General features: G+C 65.8%; 16 protein-coding genes. 3 read left to right on the forward strand and 13 right to left on the reverse strand.

What is annotated here, in order from left to right:
* Positions 1–4: 4 nt before the first annotated feature.
* The 6 genes from JWQ90_RS26495 to JWQ90_RS26520 form a co-directional block, all read right to left on the reverse strand.
* Positions 5–706, reverse strand: a complete 702-nt coding sequence (locus tag JWQ90_RS26495; protein ID WP_299698082.1) for a glutathione S-transferase C-terminal domain-containing protein — start codon at positions 704–706, stop codon at positions 5–7.
* A complete protein-coding gene (locus JWQ90_RS26500; RefSeq protein ID WP_299698083.1) occupies positions 703–2,337 on the reverse strand; it encodes an efflux transporter outer membrane subunit in 1,635 nt (544 codons plus the stop codon). The genes JWQ90_RS26495 and JWQ90_RS26500 overlap by 4 nt, the downstream gene beginning before the upstream one ends.
* A complete protein-coding gene (locus tag JWQ90_RS26505) occupies positions 2,324–3,427 on the reverse strand; it encodes an alkene reductase (RefSeq protein ID WP_299698084.1) in 1,104 nt (367 codons plus the stop codon). The genes JWQ90_RS26500 and JWQ90_RS26505 overlap by 14 nt, the downstream gene beginning before the upstream one ends.
* Positions 3,428–3,478: 51 nt before the next feature.
* Positions 3,479–4,210 (reverse strand): SDR family oxidoreductase, encoded by a 732-nt coding sequence (locus tag JWQ90_RS26510; RefSeq protein ID WP_299698085.1) that lies wholly within the window; start codon positions 4,208–4,210, stop codon positions 3,479–3,481.
* 19 nt (positions 4,211–4,229) lie between these two features.
* Positions 4,230–7,412, reverse strand: coding sequence for a multidrug efflux RND transporter permease subunit (locus JWQ90_RS26515; protein WP_299698086.1), 3,183 nt, complete (start codon positions 7,410–7,412; stop codon positions 4,230–4,232).
* Between the two features lie 216 nt (positions 7,413–7,628).
* Positions 7,629–8,837: an efflux RND transporter periplasmic adaptor subunit gene (locus JWQ90_RS26520; RefSeq protein WP_299698087.1), complete on the reverse strand. Its 1,209-nt coding sequence runs from the start codon at positions 8,835–8,837 to the stop codon at positions 7,629–7,631.
* 212 nt (positions 8,838–9,049) lie between these two features.
* On the opposite strand from JWQ90_RS26520, the gene JWQ90_RS26525 reads away from it, so the two are divergent.
* Entirely contained in the window at positions 9,050–9,697 is a 648-nt protein-coding gene (locus tag JWQ90_RS26525) for a TetR/AcrR family transcriptional regulator (RefSeq protein WP_299698088.1), read from the forward strand.
* Positions 9,698–9,849: 152 nt separating this feature from the next.
* Here JWQ90_RS26525 and JWQ90_RS26530 read toward each other — a convergent pair whose 3' ends face one another.
* Complete coding sequence (locus tag JWQ90_RS26530; RefSeq protein ID WP_299698089.1) at positions 9,850–10,275, reverse strand: organic hydroperoxide resistance protein; 426 nt, start codon at positions 10,273–10,275, stop codon at positions 9,850–9,852.
* Positions 10,276–10,470: 195 nt separating this feature from the next.
* On the opposite strand from JWQ90_RS26530, the gene JWQ90_RS26535 reads away from it, so the two are divergent.
* Positions 10,471–10,950, forward strand: coding sequence for a MarR family transcriptional regulator (locus JWQ90_RS26535; RefSeq protein WP_299698090.1), 480 nt, complete (start codon positions 10,471–10,473; stop codon positions 10,948–10,950).
* Between the two features lie 80 nt (positions 10,951–11,030).
* On the opposite strand, the gene JWQ90_RS26540 is transcribed toward JWQ90_RS26535, so the two are convergent.
* Positions 11,031–12,017: an aldo/keto reductase gene (locus JWQ90_RS26540; RefSeq protein ID WP_366919607.1), complete on the reverse strand. Its 987-nt coding sequence runs from the start codon at positions 12,015–12,017 to the stop codon at positions 11,031–11,033.
* Between the two features lie 190 nt (positions 12,018–12,207).
* Here JWQ90_RS26540 and JWQ90_RS26545 point away from each other — a divergent pair, with 190 nt between their 5' ends.
* A complete protein-coding gene (locus tag JWQ90_RS26545; RefSeq protein ID WP_299698092.1) occupies positions 12,208–13,158 on the forward strand; it encodes an AraC family transcriptional regulator in 951 nt (316 codons plus the stop codon).
* A 158-nt stretch (positions 13,159–13,316) separates the two neighbouring features.
* On the opposite strand, the gene JWQ90_RS26550 is transcribed toward JWQ90_RS26545, so the two are convergent.
* The 5 genes from JWQ90_RS26550 to kdpA all read right to left on the reverse strand — a co-directional run.
* Positions 13,317–14,003, reverse strand: coding sequence for a response regulator (locus tag JWQ90_RS26550; RefSeq protein ID WP_299698093.1), 687 nt, complete (start codon positions 14,001–14,003; stop codon positions 13,317–13,319).
* Complete coding sequence (locus JWQ90_RS26555; RefSeq protein ID WP_299698094.1) at positions 13,996–16,689, reverse strand: sensor histidine kinase KdpD; 2,694 nt, start codon at positions 16,687–16,689, stop codon at positions 13,996–13,998. The genes JWQ90_RS26550 and JWQ90_RS26555 overlap by 8 nt, the downstream gene beginning before the upstream one ends.
* An 82-nt stretch (positions 16,690–16,771) precedes the next feature.
* Positions 16,772–17,335 carry a potassium-transporting ATPase subunit KdpC gene (kdpC, locus tag JWQ90_RS26560; protein ID WP_299698095.1) on the reverse strand — a complete coding sequence of 188 codons (564 nt, stop codon included), beginning with the start codon at positions 17,333–17,335 and terminating at the stop codon, positions 16,772–16,774.
* Positions 17,336–17,383: 48 nt separating this feature from the next.
* A complete protein-coding gene (kdpB, locus tag JWQ90_RS26565) occupies positions 17,384–19,438 on the reverse strand; it encodes a potassium-transporting ATPase subunit KdpB (protein WP_299698096.1) in 2,055 nt (684 codons plus the stop codon).
* Between the two features lie 65 nt (positions 19,439–19,503).
* Positions 19,504–20,832, reverse strand: a 1,329-nt coding sequence (gene kdpA, locus JWQ90_RS26570) for a potassium-transporting ATPase subunit KdpA (protein ID WP_299698097.1), incomplete at its 5' end; no start/stop codon positions are given.

Here is a 20,832-nt window from a genome sequence, read left to right on the forward strand (position 1 = left end):
TCCGTCACAGGGCACCTGTGTTCGCATCCTGGCCGAACAGCAGCTTCCTTGCGGCTTCGTCCACGGTGGGTTCCTTGTTGATGCGCTCGCCTAGCTGATATGCGCGAACCGTGCCGGGCCGGGCCGCAATCGCGTCGAACCAGCGGTGCAAGTGTGAAAAGTCTCTCAGATCCTGTCCCTGGTTCTTGTAGGGCACGATCCACGGATAGATCGCCATGTCGGCAATGCTGTACATGTCGCCGGCGATGAACGGCCGATCAGCCAGCCGCCGGTTCAGCACGCCGTACAGGCGATTGGTCTCCTTGACGTAGCGCTCGATCGCGTACGGAATTTTCTCCGGCGCGTACTGGCTGAAATGATGATTCTGTCCGGCCATCGGCCCCAGTCCGCCCACCTGCCAGAACAGCCACTGCATCACCTCGGCGCGCCCGCGCAGATCCGCCGGAATGAATTGCCCGGACTTGTCGGCGAGATACAACAGGATCGCGCCCGATTCGAACAGCGAGATCGCCGCGCCGCCGTCGATGGGCTCATGGTCGACGATCGCCGGGATGCGGTTGTTCGGCGCAATCGCCAGGAATTCGCGCTTGAACTGATCGCCGCGGCCGATATTCACCGGCAGCAGTCGGTAAGGCAGCCCGGATTCCTCGAGGAACAGGCTGATCTTGTGGCCGTTGGGCGTGGTCCAGTAATGGAGGTCGATCATGGCGCGGCGCTGTGCGGCAGGTAGGTGGTGTTGAACGAAATCTGGCTCGCCGAGGTTGTGGTGCGCGCCGGCACCGCCGCGTTCGCCAGACGCGCCTTTTGCGCGGCGACTGAAACGGCGACCGGCTGATCGTTCAGCGACTTGTCTGGCACCTCGTTCCAGCCGCCGCCGAGCGCCTTGTACAGCGCGATCAGGCCGGTCGCCGAGCCGGTGCGGGCCTGAGCCAGGCGGTCCTGCGCCTCGAGCTGCGAACGCTCGGCGTCGAGCACGTCGAGGAACGAGCTGGCGCCGCCTTCATAGCGGATGCGCGCGAGTTCGGCGGCGCGATCACTGGCGACGACGCTGTCGCGCAGATGATCGAGCTGCTCGCGCGAGCGGCCGTAGGCGACCAGCGTGTTCTCGGTTTCTTCCAGCGCGCGCAGCACGGTCTGCTCGTACAGCGCGAGGCTGCCGTCGCGGCGTGCCTTGGTCTGGTCGATGCGCGCCTGCACGCGGCCCAGGTCGAGCGCCGCCCAGCTGATGCCGGGCCCGTAGCCCCAGGTCTCACCGACCGAATGCCCGGCGTTGTCGAGATCCTTGACCGCAAACCCGACTTCGCCGGTGAAGGTCACGCGCGGAAACAGGTCTGCGGTGGCGACGCCGATGTCCGCGGTGCTCGCGGCCAGGCGACGCTCGACCGAGCGCACGTCGGCGCGGCGGCGCAGCAGGTCTTCGGGACGGCCGATGCTGGTCACGCGCGGCAGTTCCGGCAGCGCGACCGCGGGACGCAGCTCGGTCTGCAGTGCGGTCGGCACCTGGCCCGTCAGCACCGACAGGCGATGGATGGTGTTCTCGACCGTAGTCTCGATCACCGGAATCACGGCCAGCGTGGTCGACAGCTGCGCACGGGCGCGCGATACGTCGAACTCGGTGCCGCCGCCGGCATCGAAGCGCGCCTCGGCGTAGCGCGTGGTCTCGGTCTGGTTCGCCGCGTTGCGACGAGCTACCGCGAGCCGCTCCTGCGCGCCGCGCAGTTCGAAGTAGTTGCGCGCGACTTCTGCTGCGACGCTGATCTGCGCGTCGTGCAGGTTCGCGGCGAGCGCTTCTTCGCTGGCTTTCGCCGATTCGTTGGCGCGGCGCACGCGGCCGAACAGGTCGAGTTCCCAATAGGCGTCGAAGCTGCCGTTGTAGATGCCGGTGTCGCGCTGGTCACGATCAAAGCCAGGCGCCTGGTCGGCCGATTGCAGCGCATGCGTGTAGCCGCCCTGCGCGGTGATCGTCGGCAGGTAGTCGAAGCGGGCTTCGCGGCGCAGCGCCCGCGCCTCGTTGAGATTCGCCAGCGCGATGCGCAGGTCGTGGTTGGCGGCGAGCGCGCGGTCGACCAGCGTGCTCAGCTCGTGGTCGTCGAACAGCGTCCAGAACTGCAGCTGCGGATTCGCCGCGCTGTAGACGCCGTCGGTCGCGGCCACATTCATCGCGGTTTCGGTGCCGGCAGGAACCGCCGGCGCCGCGGGCTGACGATAGTCGGGGCCGACGGCGCAGGCCGCGAGCAGCGCGGTCAGCAGCGCGGCGGCGCTTTTCCTCAGCGGAGCGGCGGTTTTCTTCACCGGAATCGGGAGGGTCTTCGACAGGGTTTTTTTAGGCGTGTTCATGACTGTTTTCCGCAAGGCGGGCGTAGTCGGTGTAGCCCGACGCGCCGCCTGCATAGAGCTTGCTGAAATCGACGTCGTTGAGCGGTGCGCGCAAGCGGAAGCGCTCCACCAGATCGGGATTGGCGATGTAGGGCTTGCCGTAGACCACCGCGTCGGCGAGGCCTGAAGCCACGTCGGCTTCGCCCGACTCGCGCGTGTAGCCGCCGTTGAGCAGCAGTGGCACGGTCAGGATGTTGCGCGCGATACCGGCGAGTTCGAGCTCGGCGGGATCGGTGTGCTGGTTGTGACGCAGCTCGAAGAGTCCGCCGCGACGTTTCTCGAACTGTTCGGCGACGTAACGCACCACGCCGGCGGGATCGGAGTCGGAGACGTCGTTGTACGGCACCAGCGGCGATATGCGTACGCCGACTCGGCCGGCGCCGTAAACCTCGATCGCCGCGTCGATCACCTCGAACAGCAGGCGAGCGCGGTTCGCGATGCCGCCACCGTAAGCGTCGCTGCGATCGTTGACGCTGTCGCGCAGGAACTGGTCGAGCAGATAGCCGTGAGCGCCGTGGATCTGTACCGCGTCGAAGCCGGCGCGCTTGGCATTTTCGGCCGCTTTGCGGAACTGCGCGACGATGCCCGGCAGTTCATCGATGCGCAGCCGGCGCGGCTTGGACTGCGGTACCTTGCCGGCCAGCGTGTTGATGCCGTCGTCACGGATCGCGCGATCGGTGGACGACACCGACTCGACGCCGTCGTTGTTGTAGGGATGCGTCGCGCGGCCCGGGTGCCAGATCTGCATCGCGATCAGCCCGCCGGCGGCATGCACCGCGTCGGTAACTTTGCGCCACTGGGCAAGCTGCGCATCGTTGTAAATACCTGGATCGGTAATGAACGCTGACGCCGTGCCGGAGACCATCGTGCACTCGGTGATGATCAGGCCGGCGCTGGCGCGCTGTACGTAGTGCTCGACCATCAGCTCGGTGGGCACATGCGCGAGCGTGGCGCGGGTGCGCGTCATCGGCGACATCACGATGCGGTTGCGCAGCTGCAGGTCGCCGAGTTTGACCGGGGTGAGCAGCAGATCTTTGACGGAATTGTTCATAGGAAACCTTAGAAGTCGGATGGGAGTGAAAGCGGGTATTGGACGGGCGCGCTACCAGGGAAGTGTTTCGCCCAGATGGGTGAAGCTGCCGTTAGGGCCATCGCCGCCGATCAGCGCCATCGCGACGCTGGACTTGGCGCCGTCGGGGATTTCCATTTCGCCACCGCCCTGGTTCATCTCGGTCTTCACGTAGCCGGGGTGGATCGCATTGACCTTGATCGCTGTGTCCTTCAGTTCGTAGGCGAGCTGCACGGTCCAGGCGTTGACGGCGCTCTTGGAGACGTTGTAGGCCGGCATGACCTTCATCTCGTAAATCGGCGAGCCCGGCTGCGTGTGCAAGGTGTTCGAGCCCAGCAGGCTGGACACGTTGACGATGCGGCCGGCTGCGGATTTGCGCAGTAAGGGCAGCAGAGCCGTCGTGGTCTCGATCAGGCCGAACACGTTGGTGTCGAAGATCTGGCGCCATTGCGGCATCGTCTGTGCCGAAGCGCCGGCGACGGTTTCGCCGAGGATGCCGGCGTTGTTGACCAGGATATCGAGGCGGCCATGCCGTGCTTCGATCTCCTTGGCCGCCGCCGCAATGCTCGCCGAATCGCTGACGTCGATCGCCAGTGCTTCGGCGTGCAGGCCTTGCGACTGCAGCTGCGCCGCGACGTCCGCGGCCCGGCCAAGCTGGCGTGCGCCGATGATCACGTGCACGCCCTGCTCGGCGAGCTGCAATGAAGTCTCATAGCCGATGCCGCGATTGCCGCCGGTGACGAGTGCGATTTTCTTGTTGTTCATGGGATCAACCTCGAATGAGTTAGTGGGAAGGCAGCGCATCGGCCGGCGGCAGTGCCGCTGCGGCTTTGCGTGCCTTGCGCTCGACCAGATGGCGCAGCGCGACGTAGAACAGCGGCGTGAAGAACAGGCCGAAGAAGGTCACGCCGATCATGCCGAAGAACACCGCGATGCCCATCGCCTGCTGGATTTCGGCGCCGGCACCGCTGGCGAGCACCAGCGGCAGCACGCCGAAGATGAAGGCGAAGCTGGTCATCAGGATCGGCCGCAGACGCAGGCGGCTGGCTTCGAGCGCGGCTTCGAGTGCGTTCATGCCCTTGGCCTGCAGATCGCGGGCGAATTCGACGATCAGGATCGAGTTCTTCGCCGACAGGCCGATCAGTACGAACAGACCGATCTGCGTGAAGATATTGATCTCCGACTTCATCGCCAGAAGGCCGAGCGAGGCGGACAGCAGCGTCATCGGCACGATCAGGATCACTGCCAGTGGCATCGTCAGGCTCTCGTACTGTGCGGCCAGCACCAGGAACACCAGCAATACGCTCAGCGGAAAGATGAAGGCCAGTGCACCGGCGCCGTTGCCGACCTGCTGGTAAGTGATCTCGGTCCAGTCAAAGGTCACTCCCGGTGGCAATGTGTCCTTTGCAATCTTCGTCATGATGTCCAGCGCTTCACCCGAGCTGACGCCCGCTGCCGGCGCGCCGGCGATGTCCGCCGACGGATATCCGTTGTAGCGCTGTACCGTGGTCGGCCCGAAGCTGTTGCGCAGCTTCAGCACCGAGCCCAACGGCACCATCTCGCCGGCGGCGTTGCGCGTCTTCAGCAGCAGCACGTCTTCGGGACGATCGCGATACTGCTCGTCGGCCTGCGCCACCACGCGATAGGTGCGACCAAAACGATTGAAGTCGTTGATGTAGTACGAGCCCAGATAAGTCTGCAGGGTCTGGAACACGTCGCCGAGCTGCACGCCGAGCCGCTTGGCCTGCACGCGATCGATGTCCGCAAACAGCTGCGGCGAGTTGATATCGTAGTTGCTGAAGACATTCGCCAGCTTCGGATTCGAACGCGCCTTCGCCAGAAAGTCCTGGGTCATCGCGTACAGCTGCTTGGGATCGCCACCGGTGCGGTCCTCGAGCTGCATCTTGAAGCCACCCGCCGGGCCGAAGCCCTGAATCGGTGGTGGTGCGATCGTGAAGATCATCGCGCCGTCGAGCGCCGACAGCCTCTGGTTCAGCGCCTGCGCGATCGCCGGGCCGCTCAACTTCTTGCCGCGCTCTTCGAAGGGTTTCAGCGTCCAGAACACGATCGCCGAGTTCGAGTTGCGAGTGAAGCCGTTGATCGACAGGCCCGGGAACTGCACCGCGTGCATCACGCCGTCTTGCTTGAGCCCGATTTCGCCGATCTGCTGCACGATTTTCTCGGTGCGCTCGATTGAGGTCGACGGCGGCAGCTGCACGATGGTGATCAGATAACCCTTGTCCTGCGCCGGCACGAAGCCCGAAGGCGTCGCCTTGAGCGTAGCGCCCGCGAAGATCACCAGGCCGAGATACACCGCGAGGCCGACGACGCCGGTGCGGATCAGGCGGCGCACGCCGGTCTGATACTTGGAGCCCGTGGATTCGAACACGCGGTTGAACGGGCGGAACAGCCAGCCGAGGCTGCCGTCGATCAGGCGCTGGAAGCGGTCCGGTTTGTCGTGATGGCCTTGCAGCAGCAGTGCAGCCAGCGCCGGCGACAAGGTCAGCGAGTTCAGCGCGGAAATCACCGCGGCAAACGTAATGGTCAGCGAGAACTGGCGATAGAACTGGCCGTTGAAGCCCGGCACCAGCGCCGGCGGGATGAAGACCGCGCACAGCACCAGCGAGATCGCGATGATCGCGCCGCCGACTTCGTCCATCGCGCGATGCGCGGCCTTGTGCGGCGTCAGGCCTTCGGAGATGCCGCGCTCGATGTTCTCGACGACGACGATCGCATCGTCGACGACGATGCCGACCGCGAGCACCAGGCCGAACAGAGTCAGTGTATTCAGCGAGAAGCCGAAGATCTGCAAGGCGGCCAGCGTGCCGATGATCGACACCGGCACTGCGATGATCGGGATCAGCGCCGCGCGCCATTTCTGCAGGAACAGGATTACCACCAGCACCACCAGCAGCGTGGCCTCAAGCAGCGTCTCGATGACTTTCTTGATCGAGTCGCGCACGAACACGGTCGGGTCATAGACGATCGAGTAATCGACGCCCTGCGGGAAGCGTGTCTTCAGCTCGGCCATGGTCTTGCGCACGTTGGCCGCCAACTCCAGTGCATTCGCGCCGGGCTGCAGGAACACCGGCAGTGCGACCGCCGGCTTGCTGTCGAGCAGGCTGCGCAGCGCGTAGTCGCCGGCGCCCATCTGCAGACGAGCGACGTCGCGCAAATGCGTGATCTCGCCGTTGTCACCGGTCTTGATGACGATCTCGCCGAATTCGCTTTCGCTCTGCAGGCGGCCTTGCGTATTGACCGGTAGCTGGAACTCGACGCTGTCACTCATTGGTGCGCCGCCGACGGCGCCAGAGGCGACCTGCACGTTCTGTTCGCGCACTGCGTTGATCACGTCGCTGGTGGCCAGGTTCAGTGCGGCCATCTTCTGCGGATCGAGCCAGACGCGCATCGCGTAGTCGCCCGAGCCGAAGATCTGCACGTCGCCGGCGCCGGGCAGGCTGACCAGCTGGTCGCGCACCTGCAGCAGCGCGTAGTTGCGCAGGTAAAGGCCGTCGTAGCGGCCGTCCGGCGAGAACAGATGCACGACCATGGTCAGATCGGGCGAGCTTTTGCGCGTGACCACGCCGTAGCTGCGCACTTCCTCGGGCAGACGCGGCAGCGCCTGGCTGACGCGGTTCTGCACCTGCACTTGCGCGCGGTCGATGTCGGCACCGATGCGGAATACCACGGTGATCTGCAGCGTGCCGTCCTGTTGCGACTGCGAGTTCATGTAGATCATGTCCTCGACGCCGGTGATTTCCTGCTCCAGCGGAGACGAAACCGTGTCGGCGATGATCTGCGGGTTGGCACCCGGATAGCGCGCGGTGACGACGACGGTCGGCGGCGCGACTTCGGGGTATTCGGCGATCGGCAGCACGAACGCGGAGATCGCGCCGGCGATCAGCAGCAGCAGCGACAGCGCACCGGCGAAGATCGGCCGTTCGATGAAAAAGTGGGTAAAGCGCATGGCGGGTACTCCCTACAACTGTTCTTGTTTTTGCTGCTGCGTTTCGGATTCCCTCCCCCGCCTGCGGGGGAGGGCGTTTGGCTTAACCGAGAGTGACATCGAGTCACTCTCGGCCTTTGGCCAACCGCGGGTGGGGGCGTTCGTCGCGGAGCAACTCTTTAACGTCCGCCCCCATCCCGGCCTTCCCCGCTACGCAGGGGAAGGAGACAAGCCTTGTTACGGAGCCGAATCCGCGACCCGTGCACCGCTGCCGGCTTTCGCCGTGGCGGGTTCCGGTGCTTCCTGCGGCGACACCTTGCTGCCCGGACGGGCGCGCTGCAGGCCGCTGGTCACGACGCGCTCGCCCGGCTTCAGGCCGGCGCGAACGATGCGCTGGTCGTCCTGTGTGGCACCAAGCTCGACGGCCCGGTACTCGACGGTGTCGTCCTTGCCGACCACCAGCACGTAGCGGCGATCCTGGTCGGTGGCGACGGCGGCATCCGGCACCAGCGTGGCCTGGTAGTGATCGCTGCCGGGCAGGCGCACGCGGGCGAACAGGCCCGGCGTGAAACGGCGGTCGCGGTTGTCCATCAGCGCGCGCACGTGAATCGTGCCGGTGGTCGGGTCGAGCGCGTTATCGAGGAAGTTCAGCTTGCCTTGGTGCGGGAAGCCTTCCTCGTTGGCGAGGCCGACGAACACCGGGCCGGGCGCCGCACCGCTGGCGGCGCCGGCACCGAAGCCGGCACCGGCAACGCGGTTCTGGTACTTCAGGAAGCTCTGCTCGTCACCGTCGAAGGACACGTAGATCGGGTCCAGCGACACCACCGAGGTCAGTATGTTGCTGCCGGCGGTGACGTAGTTGCCGGCGGTGACGACAGCGCGCGACACGCGGCCGGCGATCGGCGAGATAACCTGGGTGAACTCCAGGTTGAGCTTGGCGGCATCGACCGCGGCCTGCGCCGAGCTGATGTCCGACAGCGCCTGGCTGTTCTGGCTGACTCGCTGGTCGCGCTCCTCAACGCTGATCGCACGCGAAGCCAGCAGTCTCTCGGCGCGCTGCGACTCGCTCAGGGCCAGGTCGGCCTGGGACTTGATCCGGGCCAGCTCGCTCTGCGCGCGCTGCAGCTCGATGCGGTAGGGGCGCTGGTCGATCACGAACAGCACTTCGCCCTTCTTCACTTCCTTGCCTTCGACGAAGCGCACCTCGTCGATATAGCCGGAAACGCGCGGCCGGAGTTCGACTTTCTCCACCGCCTCGAAGCGGCCGGTGAAGTCGTCGAAGTCGGTCACGTCGCCGGCATTGGCGGTGCTGACGGTGACCGCCGGTGCCGGTGGCGGCGGTGTGGGCTGCTTGGATTCGGCCCGGCTGCAGGCGGCGGCCGCGAGCGAGGCGAACAGGACGGCGGCGATGGCGAGGCCGACGTGGTCATTGAGGAATCGGTTCATTGGTGTTCTATCCCTTTAAGCGTGGAACCATCAAACGTGAAACGGGGCACTGGATCGCTGCTACCGGTACCGCCAATACCTTCTAAACTGCCGCTTGGCCGGCGTTTTTGACGCCCGGCCTCTAGCTAGTAGAGAATGCTCTGGTGTGTTACCGGTAAGTAACGTAGTGCTATAGTTACTGACCGGTAACACCCATGTCAAGAGGCACACCAATGAAAGTTGAAGCGAAGACGATGGAGAACGCAGTCGAGGTCGGCGGCGCAGCGGATGCGAATCCCTGCGTGAGCAAGAGTCGCGTACGCGACCGGATCTTCGATACCGCCTGCGATTTGTTTTACAAGCAGGGCATCCGCGGCGTCGGCGTCGATGCGATCGCCAGCGAGGCGGGTACCAACAAGATGAGCTTCTACCGAAGCTTTCCTTCGAAGGACGAGCTGGTCGCCGAATACGTGCGCGACGCCGCGCGCCAGTTCATGGCCTGGTGGGACGAGGTCGTCGCGCCGTACCCGAACGATCCGCGACGGCAGGCCGAGGCGCTGTTCGAGGCCACCGTCAACAAGCCGATCGAGCAGTGCAACCGCGGCTGCGCGATGGCCAACGTGATGGTCGAGATCCAGGAAGAAGATCACGCCGCGCTGGTCGTGGTGCGTGAACACAAGGCCGAGATCCGCCAGCGCCTGCGCCAGCTCGCCGCTGACATGGGCGCGAGCAATCCCGACAAACTCGGCGATTCACTGATGCTGGTGATGGGCGGCACGTTCCAGGCGCGGATGATCTTCCCCGCCGGCAACACACCGGTCGATGTCGCCGGCTGCGCGGCGAAAGTGCTGATCGAAGCGCATCTTCGCGGCGCCTGTTGAATCGGCGTCGCGATCATCGCGTGCGGCCCGCGGCCGGTATGAAGCGGACTCGCTGAAACCACCGTAGGAGCGGTCCTTGACCGCGATTGTGCTCTGTCAGCCTCAATCGCGGTCAAGGACCGCTCCTACAGTTCCAAATCCCTTGTTCAGTTCTAGACGACGCTCAGTTTCACGTCGATGTTGCCGCGGGTCGCGTTCGAGTACGGGCAGACCTGGTGGGCCTTGTCGACCAGAGCCGTGGCCTCTTCCCTGGTCAGGCCGGGCAGCGATACGGCCAGCGAGACTTCCAGGCCGAAGCCGCCTTCCGAGCGCGGGCCGATACCGACCGTGGCCTGCACCGTGGTGTCCACCGGCACTTTAGGGCCGCCCTGCGAGGCGACGAACTTCATCGCACCGAGGAAACAGGCCGAGTAGCCGGCGGCGAACAGCTGTTCCGGGTTGTTGCCGGCACCGCCCGCGCCGCCGAGTTCCCTGGGCGTTGCGAGTTTGACCGAAAGGCTGCCGTCGTCGGTGGCGGACTGGCCGTCGCGGCCGCCGGTAGCGGTGGCGCTGGTGCGATAGAGGACGTTGGTGGACATGGTGATCTCCTGATGGGCTTGTGGTGGGCTGTTGCTGCTTTCGTCTCGAATACATTACTAACAATTAAATTGTACACAAACTAATAAATCGCGATTACGATTGCTATGGTTTATGCAATTAAATTGTTAACGATTGAATCGTGGCCCTGGATACGCCATCTTGGAGATGGCAGTTGTCGTTCTGGAGTCAAAGTCATGGCCAGGAAAAAATCCGCATCGGTACCCGAGTCACTGCGTCTGGCAAACCAAGTCTGCTTCGCGGTCTATTCCACCGCGCTGGCGTTCAACGGCGTCTACAAGCCGCTGCTGGACGCGCTGGGCCTGACCTACCCGCAGTACCTGGCGATGATGGTGCTCTGGGAGCAGGACGACGTGCCGGTCAAGGAGATCGGCCGCCTGCTGCACTTGGATTCCGGCACGCTGACACCGCTGCTGAAGCGCCTGGCATCGGCCGGCCTGGTGCAGCGCACGCGCAATCCCGAGGACGAGCGCCAGGTGCGTATCACGCTGACCGATGCCGGCCGCAAACTGCAGGACAAGGCCGGGAGCGTGCCGCTCGGCGTCGTCAGCGCCTGCGGCCTGCCGTTAAACGACATGGCGGCGATCAAGGACCTGTTGATCGATCTGCGCGACCGGCTGAATGCGGCGACCGATACCCGCAATAATCGACTGTAGGAGCGGGTCATACCCGCGACCGAGACTTTAAACAGCCCAGTCGCGGGTATGACCCGCTCCTACAGCTGCGGCGCCAGCGGCTACCGATCGATCGCCACCATGCCGGCCGGCGCATAACGCGCACCGACCACCGGGCTCTCCCACAGCACACCCTGCAGCCGTTCGATCTGCGCATCGTCGAGCTGCAGCGAACAGGCCCCGACGTTCTCGTCCAGCCGTGATACGTGGCGCGTACCCGGGATCGGCACGATGTCCGGCGCGCTATGCAGCAGCCAGGCCAGCGCGACCTGCGCCGGTGTCGCCTCGCACTGCTGCGCGATCTGGCGGACCACGCCGACCAATCTCATGTTCGCGGCGAAGTTCTCTATCGCGAAGCGCGGATTCTCGCGGCGGAAGTCGTCGGCCGCGAGATCGTCGATGCTGGTGATCGCGCCGGTCAGAAAACCCCGGCCGAGCGGGCTGTACGGGACGATGCCGATACCGAGCTTTTCGCAGACCGGCAGGGCGTCGGATTCCAGATCCCGCGTCCACAGCGAGTATTCGCTCTGCAGCGCGCTGATCGGGTGTACCGCATGCGCCCGCTTGATGGTCTTGCCGGAAGCTTCGGACAAACCCAGATAGCGAACCTTGCCGGCTTTCACCAGCTCGGCCATCGCGCCGACGGTCTCTTCGATCGGCACCGCCGGATCGACGCGATGCTGGTAGTACAGGTCGATGTGCTCGACGCCGAGCCGCTGCAGGCTGGCGTCGCAGGCCTCGCGCACATATTCGGGCCGGCCGCTGAGTCCGAGGCGCTCACCGTTCGGCGCACGGCGAAAACCGAACTTGGTCGCCAGCACGACCTCGTCGCGGCGCGTGCTCAGCACCCGGCTCAGCAGGCGTTCGTTGGCGCCGACGCCGTACATGTCGGCGGTGTCGAGAAAGTTCACGCCGATGTCCAGCGCGTGATTCAGCACCTGCAGGTTGCTCGTCTCGTCGGCCGGGCCGTAGAAGTCCGACATGCCCATGCAGCCCAGGCCGATGGCGGACACCTGCAGGCCCTGCTGGCCGAGATTGCGGCGGGGAATGGATGAATTCATGGGGTGCTCCATGCGTTGTACCGCGTTTGCCAGAGAACCAGAGTAGGGTTCCAGCCTACTTATCAGTTAGACCATTGCTGCCTGGTTCTTGCCTGATCCTGCTGCGCTTGCCCAAAACACAATGCGGCGCCTGCGGCGGCGCGTACTATCGGCGCATCGAACTGAATCGGTGAAATACGTGATAGTTCCAACGAAAAGCAAGGTTTCGGACCTGCATGCCGCGGCCTTGAAGCTCGACGCGCGGCACAAGGAGCTGAGCGACCGGGTTGCCCGATTGGCCGGGCAAGAGGGCATCAACCTCACCGGCTTCGCACCGCTGGCGATCAGCCGCGCCGGCCAGCCGTCGATCGGCATGCCGGCGGTGTGTCAGCCCAGCGTCTGCATCGTCGTGCAGGGCCGCAAGTCCGCACGGCTGGGCGAAGAGGTTTTCTATTACGACCCGCTGAACTACCTGGTGGTGTCGGTGACGCTGCCGGTGGTAGGCCAGGTGATCGAGGCGACACCCGAGCACCCCTACCTGTGCATCCGCATCAACCTCGACGCCGAGGAAATCGGCCGCATGCTGCTGGAGCTGAAGCAGCAGCCGTCCGCACCCTCGGCTGCGGATCGCGGCCTGTTCGTGGCGCGGGTCGGCGAGCCGCTGCTGGACGCGGTGCTGCGCCTGGTGCGCCTGCTCGACACGCCGGCGGACCTGCCGGTACTCGCACCGATCGCGCTGCGCGAAATCTACTACCGCCTGCTGACCGGCGAACTCGGCCATCGCCTGATCGATCTTGCCGAAAGCGGCGGCAACGCGCACCGCATCGCGCGCGCGATCGACTGGCTCAAGCAGCATTACGCGGCGCCGCTGCGCATCGAGGATCTGGCGGCCGTGGTGCACATGAGCCCGTCGGCGCTGCATCATCGCTTCAAGGCGGTGTCGGGCATGTCACCGCTGCAGTTCCAGAAGCAGCTGCGGCTGCACGAAGCGCGGCGGCTGATGTTCGCCGACGGCCTGGAATGCGCGGCCGCGGGTCATCGTGTCGGCTACGAGAGCCCGTCGCAGTTCAGCCGCGAATACCGGCGCCTGTTCGGCGCGCCGCCGCGGCAGGAGATCGCGAAGCTGCGGGAGGCCGGGCAGGCCGCGTGACGTGGACCGGACATCGCACCTGTAGGAGCGGCTCTTAGCCGCGATTGTGCCCTGCAAGTTTTCAATCGCGGCTAAGAGCCGCTCCTACAGTTGGTGCATCAGCCCGTAGGTCGGCAATCCCGTTGCCGACGTGCGAAGACCGATGCGCAGCCGAGACGTCAAACCTTCAGCCGGTACCCCACGCCCGGCTCGGTCAGCAGATACTTCGGCGCGGCCGCATCGTCGCCCAGCTTCTGCCGCAGCTGCCCGACATACACCCGCAGATACTGCGTGTCGTCCTCGTGCACCTTGCCCCAGACCTCGCGCAGGATCTGCGGTTGCGTGACCACGCGGCCGGCGTGCTTGGCCAGCACTTCCAGAATCGCGTACTCCTTGCGTGACAGCTTCAGATCGACGCCGGCCAGCGACACGCGGCGCAGCGTCAGATCGATCCGCAGCTCGCCTGTTTCGACGATCGGCCGGGCGCCGTCCGCGAGCAGGCGGTGGCGCAGCGCCGCGCGGATCCGCGCCAGCAGTTCGGCGGTGCCGAAAGGTTTGCTCAGATAGTCGTCGGCGCCGGCGTCGAGCGCGCGCACCTTGCCGAACTCGTCGTCGCGCACCGACAGCACGATGATCGGCAGCGTCGAGGTTTCGCGTACTTGGGGAATCAGCTCCAGGCCATCGCCGTCGGGCAGGCCGAGATCCAGGATCATCAGGTCGGGCCGGTCGCTGCGCAGCGCGCTGCGCGCCTCGGCGAGGCTCGCCGCCTCGAACACCTGCATACCCTCGGCCGACAGGCTGACGCGCAGGAAGCGCCGGATCTGCGGCTCGTCGTCGACGATCAGCACGCGCAGCGATTCAGTCATCGCGAGTCACCGGCGCGGCCGCGCGCGGCAGGCTGATCTCGATGACGGTGCCGCTGCCGTCGAGCGGCGACAGCGCGCGGATGCTGCCGCCGTGGGCCTGCAGAATGCCGCGGCAGATCGCCAGCCCCAGGCCAGTGCCGGGCGCGGTGTGATCCTGGGACTGCACGCGGTAGAACATGTCGAAGATCTTCTCGCGATCGCCGGCGGGAACGCCGCTGCCATGATCGCGCACCCGCAACAGCAATGAGGATACGCGTGCGCCGAGTTCGATCTCGATCGGCGATTCCGGCGGCGAATACTTGCCGGCGTTGTCGAGCACGTTGACCAGCACCTGCTCGATCAGCAGCGCATCGACATGCGCCAGCGGCAGCTCGGGCGCGGTAACAATGCGCAGCTCGCGTTTCGCCAGCTCGCGGCGCAGCCGGCGCCGTGCACGGCCCAGCAACTCCAGCAAGTCGCACCATTCGAGGCGCGGTTTGAGCTGGCCGTGTCCAAGGCGCGTCATGTCGAGCAGGTTCTGTACGAAGCGATTCAGTCGTTCGGCTTCCTCGATGATGGTTTCGACCAGTTCCTCCCGGCCCTCGGTGGGCAATACATCGTGCTGCGCCTGCAGGCTGCTGGCCGCGCCGAGAATCGACGACAGCGGCGTACGCAGGTCATGTGAAACCGACGACAGCAGCGCGGAACGCAGCGCCTCGCCCTGGTTCTGAACGCGCTGGTCCTCGATCTGCGTGGCCAGCAGCACGCGCTCGATGGCGACCGCCGCCTGATCAGTGATCGCGTCGAGCAGGCGGCGCTTGCCGGCCGACAGCGGCCGTCCGCGCTCGCGCAGATGCAGGCCGAGCAGGCCGACCACGCGCTGCGCGGTGGCCATTGGCACGAACAACCACTGCGAGTTCGGCAGCGTTTGCGTCGAGTATCCGGCCGCTTGCCGGTGTTCCCAGCTCCAGGCGGCTGCGGCGCGATCGGACTCACGGAACTGGTAATCCGGGCTGATGCCGCGGCGCAGGTTCGGTATCAGCGCCTCGGTCGGCGCGTCGAGTACGCAGACACAGGGCACGTCGAGCGTCGCATGCACGTGCTCGGTCGCGGCGGCGCCGACTTCGTCGCGGCCCAGCGCACCAGCGACGCGACGCGCGAACTCGTTGAGGTTGGCGTTGCGCCGCGCGGTCTTGCGCAGGGCTTCCATCTGGCTGCGCAACTGGCCGCCGAGCCGGCCCATCAGCACCGCCACGATCAGGAACACGATCAGCGTGACGATGTCCTGATGGCGCGTCATCGACAGCGTGTAGCGTGGCTCGGTGAAGAAGAAATTGAAGCAGGCCGCACCGATGAAGCTGGCCGCGATCGCCGGCCGCGGCCCCGCGCGCACGGCGCTGATCAGCACCGCCAGCAGGTACATCACCGCGAAGTTGTCCAGGCCGAGCAGCGGATCGAAGATCATGCCGATCACCGTCGCCGCGGCCGGCAGCCCGATCGCCATCAGCGCGTCGCGCCAGGGCCAGTGCAGGCGCGGCGCCGCTTTCGGCGTCGCCGCGACCGGCGGTCCTTCGGCCGGAATCAGCGTGATTTCGAAGCCGCTGGCGACCCGCAGCAGTTCACTGGCGACCGAGCGCCGGCGCAGCCGGCTCCACAGCGGCCGCTGCGCGCGGCCCAGTACGATCTGGGTGACGTTGCGGTTGCGTGCATAGGCCAGCACTTCGGCAGCGATCTGCTCGCCGGGGATCGTGACCGCTTCGCCGCCGAGTGATTCGGCCATCCTCAGGGTTTCGGCGACTCTATCCTTCTCCGAGTCCGGCAGGCGGTTCGCACGCGAGTCGATCACGTGTACCGCGATCCAGTCGACGCCGCGCAGATCAGCGAGCCTCGCCGCGGTGCGGATCAGGCTGCGGCCGACACTATCGCCGCCGACGCAGACCAGCAGCCGGTCCCGCGTTGGCCACGGCCCCTGCACCTGATGGCGGCGCATATAGGCCAGCATCTGCTGGTCGACGCGTTCAGCCGCGGCGCGCATCGCCAGCTCGCGCAGCGCGGTCAGATTGCCGCGCGAGAAGAAGCTGTCGCGCGCGCGCTGAGCCTGTTCGCCGAGATAAACCTTGCCGTCCTCGAGGCGCTGGATCAGCTCGTCGGGCGGCAGATCGACCAGCTCGATCTGGTCGGCGCGTTCCAGCACCGTGTCCGGCAAGGTTTCGCGCACGCGCACGCCGGTGATGCGCAGCACCACGTCGTTGAGGCTCTCCAGGTGCTGCACGTTGAGCGTGGTCAGCACGTCGATGCCGGCGGCGAGCACATCGTCAACGTCCTGCCAGCGCTTGACGTGGCGGCTGCCGCCGAGGTTGGTGTGCGCGAGTTCGTCGATCAGCGCCAGCTGCGGCCGCCTGGCGATCAGCGCGTCGAGATCCAGCTCCCCGAAGCCACGTCCGCGATATTCCACGCGCCGCCGCGGCAGCACTTCGAGCCCGGCCAGCTGGGCTTCGGTCTCGCCGCGGCCATGAGTCTCGACGATGCCGACGACAACGTCGATGCCGGCGGTTTTCGCCGCCTGCGCGGCGCGCAGCATGTCGTAGGTTTTGCCGACGCCGGGCGAGGCGCCGAGGAACACCTTGAGCCGGCCGTGGCCTTCCCGCCGCGCTTCATCCAGCAGCGCTTCGGGTGAGGGGCGGCGCTTGTCGGCGTCAGTCGTCATGCGTCATTGTAGGTTGGGGTGAGCTTGCGAACCCCAACACGATGTCCTCGCCAATGTTGGGGTTCGCTGCGCTCACCCCAACCTACGGGTGCTGCGCATCGAGTGCCAGATTCAGCTCCAGCACATTGACGCGCGGCTCGCCGAAGATGCCGAACTGGCGGCCTTCGGTGTGCGCTTCGACCAAGGCCGCAACGCGCTCGAGCGGCAGGCCGCGTGCGGCGGCAACGGCGGCGATCTGATAGTGCGCCGCTGCCGGCGACAGATGCGGATCGAGGCCGCTGGCCGAGGCCATCACCAGATCGGCCGGCACGGCTTTGCCGTCGTGCCGGGCTGCCGCCACGCGCGCCGCGACCGCGTCGTTGTTGGCCTTGGTTGCGACGCCGAGATTGGACCCGCCGGAACTCATCGCGTCGTAGCCCTTGCTGCCGGCTGCCGAAGGGCGCGGATGGAAGTAGCCCGGGCCACTGAAGTTCTGCGCGATCAGCGAAGAGCCGACGATCCTGCCGTCGCGCTCGATGCGGCTGCCGTTGGCCTGGTGCGGGAAAATGGTTTGTGCCATGCCGGTAACCAGCAGCGGATACGCGACGCCGGTGATCAGCGTCATCAGCAGCAGGAAGCCGGTGACCTGGCGCAGTGAGTTAAGCATGTTGAATTCCTCGTTCGTAGCCCGGATGAAACCCGGGGTTCACCCCGGTTACACCAGTCCCATCGCATTGATCGCCAGATCCACCAGTTTGATGCCGATGAAGGGCGCGATAAGGCCGCCGAGACCGTAGATGCTTAAGTTTCGTGCCAGCAGCTGCGAGGCGCTGGCGGGCTTGTAATTGACGCCACGCAGCGCCAGTGGAATCAGCAGGGCGATGATCAGCGCGTTGAAGATCACCGCCGACAGCACCGCGCTGCCGGGCGTGTGCAGCTGCATGATGTTCAGCGCCTGCAGCGCCGGATACGCGCTGACGAACATCGCCGGCACGATCGCGAAATACTTGGCGACGTCGTTGGCGATCGAGAACGTGGTCAGCGATCCGCGCGAGATCAGCATCTGCTTGCCGACCAGCACCACGTCGATCAGCTTGGTCGGGTCGCTGTCGAGGTCGATCAGGTTGGCGGCTTCGCGCGCGGCCGATGTGCCGGAATTCATCGCGACGCCGACGTCTGCCTGTGCCAGTGCGGGCGCGTCGTTGGAGCCGTCGCCGCACATCGCGACCAGGCGGCCTTCGGCCTGCGCCTTGCGGATCAGCTCCAGCTTGTTCTCGGGTGTGGCTTCGGCGAGATAGTCATCGACACCGGCTTCGGCGGCGATGGCAGCGGCAGTCAGCGGGTTGTCGCCGGTGATCATCACCGTGCGGATGCCCATTTTGCGCAGCTCGTCGAAGCGCGCCTTGATGTTGGGTTTGACCACATCCGACAGCGCGATGATGCCGAGAATCCGTACACCGTTGGGGCCACCGCGTGATACCGCCAGCGGCGTGCCGCCGCCGCGCGCGATCTTCTCGACGACGCGCGTGGTCTCGGGGCTTGCGACAACGCCGCTGTCGCGCAGCACGCTGTCGACTGCACCTTTGCGGATCGGCGTGCCGTCATGAAGATCGGCGCCGGACAAACGCGTCGATGCCGAGAACTCGATGTAGCGCGTGACCTGTGCAGCATCGGCTTCGGCGAGTTTCTGCGTATGAATCAGTTCGACGATGGATTTGCCTTCCGGCGTCTCGTCGGCGAGCGATGCGTAGAGCGCGGCTTCGGCGAGCTGTTCGCGCGTCGCGTCGCCGACCGCGATCAGATGCGTCGCGCGGCGGTTGCCGAAGGTGATCGTGCCGGTCTTGTCGATCAGCAGCGTGTCGACGTCGCCGGCGGCTTCGACCGCGCGGCCGGATTTGGCGACGACGTTGCGCTTGACCAGGCGGTCCATGCCGGCGATGCCGATCGCGGACAGCAGGCCGCCGATCGTGGTCGGGATCAAGGTCACTAGCAGCGCGGCCAGCAGCGGCACCGACAGCGTGATCTTCGCGTAAGACGCCCAGGCCGGCAGCGTCGCCACCACCAGCAGGAAGATCATCGACAAGCCGATCAGCAGCACGGTCAGCGCGATTTCGTTCGGCGTTTTCTGGCGCTGCGCACCTTCAACCAGCGCGATCATGCGGTCCAGAAAACTCTCGCCCGGATCGGCGCCGATGCGCACCACGATCTGGTCCGACACCACGCGTGTACCGCCGGTGACCGCGCAGCGGTCGGAGCCGGATTCGCGAATCACCGGAGCGGATTCGCCGGTGATCGCGGACTCGTCGACCGAGGCGATACCTTCCACCACTTCGCCGTCGCCCGGAATCAGCTGGCCGGCCTCGACCAGCACCAGATCATTCCTGCGCAGGCTGCGGCTGGAGACTTTCTGCAGCTTGCGATCAGTCAGCGAGCCGATCAGCTGCGCCTCGGTTTCCGACTGCGCCGCGCGCAGCGCGTCGGCGCGCGCCTTGCCGCGGCCTTCGGCGAGCGCTTCGGCGAAGTTGGCGAAAATCACTGTGAACCACAGCCACAGCGCGATCTGCAGGTTCAGGCCCAGCGTCGCCGCGGTGCTGTTGATCGAGGCCAGTGTCGACACCGCGGCGACGACCGCGGTCATGAACATCACCGGGTTGCGGAATAAATGGCGCGGGTCGAGCTTGACGAAGGCTGCGAGGACCGCGGGGCGGATCAGCGCGGCCGAGAACAGCGGCGCTTCGTGGGGCTTGGGTACGTCTGCGAGAATGGTCATGGGTTTGGACAACCTGATGTTTCCCTCTCCTGGGAGAGGGTGGCCCGAAGGGCCGGGAGAGGGTCTCAATACTGCTGGCCGGCCAGCGTCGAGAAGTGCTCGGCGACCGGGCCCAGTGCAAGAGTGGGGAAGTAGGTCAGCGCGCCGACGATGACGATCACGCCGATCAGCAGCGCGACGAACAGCGCGCCGTGGGTCGGGAACGTGCCGGCCGATGCGGGCACTTTTTTCTTCGCGGCGAGCGAGCCGGCGATCGCCAGGATCGGAATGATCGGGCCGTAGCGGCCTATGATGATTGCGATGCCGAGCATCACGTCGTGGAACGGCGCGTTGGCGCTCAGGCCGGCAAACGCCGAGCCGTTGTTGGCGGTTGCCGAGGTATAGGCGTAGAGCATTTCGGACAAGCCATGCGGCCCCGGATTGAGCAAGCCCGCGAGACCGATCGGCAGTGCGATGGCGAACGCGCCGATCACCAGCGAGCCGATCGGCATCGGCAGCAGGCCGGCAAACACGGCGAGTTTCACTTCACGCGCCTCGATCTTCTTGCCCAGATATTCCGGCGTGCGCCCGACCATCAGGCCGGCGACGAACACCGTCAGGATCGCGAACACCAGCATGCCGTACAGGCCGCTGCCGACGCCGCCGAAAATCACTTCGCCGAACTTCATCATCACCATCGGCACCATGCCGCCGAGCGCGGTGAGGCTGTCGTGCATTGCGTTGACCGCGCCGCAGCTCGCGGCGGTGGTGACCACCGCGAAGATCGCGGAATTCACCGTGCCAAAGCGCACTTCCTTGCCTTCCATGTTGTGCAGCGTCGGGTCGACGCCGTTGGCGATGGCGAAGGGATTGCCCTGAAGTTCGGCCCAGTAGCAAAGGCCGATGGCGATCGCGAGCGGAATGAACATCGCCCAGAAAATCGCCCAGGCCTGGCGCTTGTCGCCGATCATGCGGCCGAACAGGAAGACCAGACCGCCGCCGAGGCTCAGGATCGATACCATCTGCAGGAAGTTGCTCAGCGGCGTCGGGTTCTCGAACGGATGCGCGGAGTTGGCGTTGAAGAAGCCGCCGCCGTTGGTGCCGAGCATCTTGATGGCTTCCTGGCTGGCGACCGGCCCCAGGGCGATGGATTGCTTGGCGCCTTCGATGGTGTGGGCGTCCACATGGGCCAGGAGGGTCTGCGGGACGCCGAGCGCCGCCAGGGCGAGGCCAATCGCCACCGACATGGGCAGGAGGATGTAGAAGCTGATCCGGAAGAGATCGGTCCAGAAGTTGCCGAGGGTCTCGCCCCGATTGGCGGCGAAGGCGCGCGCCATGGCCGCCGCCACCGCGATCGCCGCCGCGGCCGACGCGAAGTTCTGGACGGTGAATCCGGCCATCTGGGAGAAGTGGCT

The sequence above is a fragment of the Hydrocarboniphaga sp. genome, from assembly GCF_028291725.1.
Classification (GTDB): domain Bacteria; phylum Pseudomonadota; class Gammaproteobacteria; order Nevskiales; family Nevskiaceae; genus Hydrocarboniphaga.